Genomic DNA, 3,305 nt, shown 5'->3' on the forward strand with positions numbered 1-3,305 from the left:
TCAAGCACTAGAGGCTGTGCAAAGCGCTGAAGATATCAATGCCCTGGAGCAAATCCGGGTTCACTACCTTGGCAAAAAAGGCGAATTGACTCAGGTGATGAAGACCCTGGGGAATTTACCGGCAGAAGAGCGCCCGCAAGTCGGCGCGCTGATCAACGTTGCCAAGGAGCGTGTCACAGAGGTTCTCAATGCCCGCAAGGCACTGTTTGAAGAGGCCGACCTGGCCGCCAAACTGTCCGCCGAGTCCATTGACGTGACCCTGCCTGGCCGTGGCCAGACCTCCGGTGGTCTGCATCCGGTTACTCGCACTCTGGAACGTATCGAACAATTCTTCACCCACATCGGCTATGGCATCGCTGAAGGCCCTGAGGTCGAAGACGATTACCACAACTTTGAAGCGCTCAACATCCCAGGCCATCACCCGGCCCGGTCGATGCATGACACCTTCTATTTCAATGCCAACATGTTGCTGCGCACCCATACCTCTCCGGTACAGGTCCGCACCATGGAATCGAAACAGCCGCCGATCCGCATCGTCTGCCCAGGCCGTGTGTACCGTAGCGACTCCGATATCACTCACTCCCCGATGTTCCACCAGGTCGAAGGCCTGCTGGTCGATCGCGATATCAACTTCGCCGACCTGAAAGGCACCATCGAAGAGTTCCTGCGCGTGTTCTTCGAAAAAGAACTGGCCGTGCGTTTCCGTCCTTCGTACTTCCCGTTCACCGAGCCTTCCGCCGAAGTCGACATGGAATGCGTGATGTGCAGCGGTAAAGGTTGCCGTGTCTGCAAGCAGACTGGCTGGCTGGAAGTCATGGGCTGCGGCATGGTTCACCCGAACGTGCTGCGCATGTCCGGGATCGACCCGGAAGAGTTTTCGGGCTTTGCCTTCGGCATGGGCGTTGAGCGTCTGGCCATGCTGCGTTACGGCGTGAACGACTTTAGTATGTTCTTCGACAACGACTTGCGGTTCCTCGCGCAATTTCGCTATTCGTAACGAATTCTTAGGAGAGCAGGATGAAATTCAGTGAACAATGGCTGCGTGGCTGGGTTAGCCCGCAGGTAAGTCGCGACGAGCTGGTTGCCCGTCTGTCGATGGCCGGTCTTGAGGTCGATAGCGTTACGCCGGCCGCCGGCGTATTCAGTGGCGTGATCGTGGGCGAGGTGCTGAGCACTGAGCAGCACCCGGACGCCGACAAGTTGCGCGTTTGCCAGGTCAGCAATGGCTCGGAGACTTTCCAGGTCGTGTGCGGTGCGCCAAACGTGCGCCCGGGCCTGAAGATCCCGTTCGCCATGATCGGTGCCGAACTGCCGGGCGACTTCAAAATCAAGAAAGCCAAGCTGCGTGGCGTTGAATCCAACGGCATGCTGTGCTCCCAGGCCGAGCTGCAAATCGGCGAAGGCAACGATGGCCTGATGGAATTGCCGGCCGATGCGCCGGTCGGTCAGGACATTCGTGAGTACCTGAGCCTTGACGACGCCAGCATCGAGGTTGATCTGACCCCGAACCGCGGTGATTGCCTGTCGCTGGCCGGTCTGGCCCGCGAAGTCGGTGCGCTTTATGCTGCCCAGGTCGTGCGCCCGGCGATTGCCAGCGTTCCCGCTGTGCACGACGAAGTGCGTTCAGTTGAAGTCCTCGCGCCAGCCGCGTGCCCGCGTTACCTGGGGCGCGTGATCCGTAACGTCGACCTGTCCAAGCCTACGCCGCTGTGGATGGTCGAGCGCCTGCGTCGCGCCGATGTGCGCAGCATCGACGCCGCCGTCGACATCACTAACTATGTGATGCTGGAACTGGGTCAACCGCTGCACGCGTTCGATCTCGCCGAAATCAATGGCGGCATCCGCGTACGCATGGCCGAAGAAGGCGAGAAGCTGGTTCTGCTTGATGGTCAGGAAGTCAGCCTGCGTAGCGATACGCTGGTGATTGCAGACCACACCCGTGCCTTGGCTATCGCCGGCGTCATGGGGGGCGAGCACAGCGGCGTCAACACCGCGACCACTCGCGATATTTTCCTCGAAAGCGCGTTCTTCGACCAGATTGCTGTCGCTGGCAAGGCTCGTTCCTATGGCCTGCACACCGATGCCTCACACCGTTACGAGCGTGGCGTGGATTGGCAGCTTGCCCGTGAAGCCATGGAGCGTGCCACTGGCCTGCTGCTGGACATCACCGGGGGCGAAGCTGGTCCGATCATCGAAACCGTCAGTGAGCAGCACCTGCCGTCGATCGCGCCGATCACCCTGCGTGCCCAGCGCATCACCCAGATGCTGGGCATGGAGATGGATTCGGCCGAAGTCGAGCGTCTGCTCAGCGCTTTGGGCCTGATCATTTCTGCCGATGGGGCAGGGCAGTGGCGCGTTGAAGTGCCAAGCTTCCGTTTCGATATCAGCCTGGAAGTCGACCTGATCGAAGAGCTGGCCCGTCTGTACGGTTACAACCGTCTGCCGGTTCGCTACCCGCAAGCCCGTCTGGCGCCGCAAGCCAAGGCCGAAGCGCGCAGCGATCTGCCTGAACTGCGCCGTCTGCTGGTGGCTCGTGGTTATCAGGAAGCGATCACTTACAGCTTCATTGATCCGAAACAATTCGAGTTGTTTAATCCGGGTGTCGAGCCGCTGCTGCTGGCCAACCCGATTTCCAACGACATGGCTGCCATGCGTTCGTCCCTGTGGCCTGGTCTGGTCAAGGCGCTTCAGCACAACCTGAACCGTCAGCAGGATCGCGTCCGTCTGTTCGAAAGCGGCCTGCGCTTCGTCGGTCAGCTGGAAGGCTTGAAGCAAGAACCGATGCTGGCGGGTGTGGTGTGCGGTAGCCGTCTGCCGGAAGGCTGGGCGCAAGGTCGCGATGTCGTTGACTTCTTCGACGTCAAAGCCGATGTGGAAGCGGTACTGGGCTTCGCCGGTGCGCTGGATTCGTTCACGTTCGTGCCGGGCAAACACCCTGCGTTGCACCCGGGCCAAACCGCGCGCATCGAACGTGAAGGTCGTTTGGTAGGTTTCGTTGGCGCGATCCACCCTGAATTGTCGAAAACCCTCGGTCTCGACCGTCCGGTCTTCGTATTCGAGCTGGTTCTGGCCGAAGTGGCGTTGGGCAAAATGCCTAAATTCCAGGAGTTATCGCGCTTTCCTGAAGTGCGTCGTGACCTTGCACTGCTGGCGGATAAAGACGTTGCGGCCACTGCCGTACTGGACGTAATCCGTGAAAATGCAGGCGAATGGCTGACGGACCTCAGGCTATTTGACGTGTATCAGGGTAAAGGTATTGATCCGCATAGAAAAAGCCTTGCAGTTGGCTTGACCTGGCAGCATCC

The 3,305-nt window shown here is 59.6% G+C and carries 2 protein-coding genes; both read left to right on the plus strand.

Translation table 11 applies throughout. The features are described 5' to 3' along the window. Positions 1–997, plus strand: a 997-nt coding sequence (gene pheS / locus ACIPLA_RS28030) for a phenylalanine--tRNA ligase subunit alpha (RefSeq protein ID WP_401177712.1), incomplete at its 5' end; no start/stop codon positions are given. A 20-nt stretch (positions 998–1,017) separates the two neighbouring features. Beyond that, positions 1,018–3,305: phenylalanine--tRNA ligase subunit beta (pheT, locus tag ACIPLA_RS28035; protein ID WP_401177715.1), on the plus strand; the 2,288-nt coding region annotated here is incomplete at its 3' end.

Source organism: Pseudomonas sp. NPDC086112, assembly GCF_044746425.1.
GTDB lineage: Bacteria > Pseudomonadota > Gammaproteobacteria > Pseudomonadales > Pseudomonadaceae > Aquipseudomonas.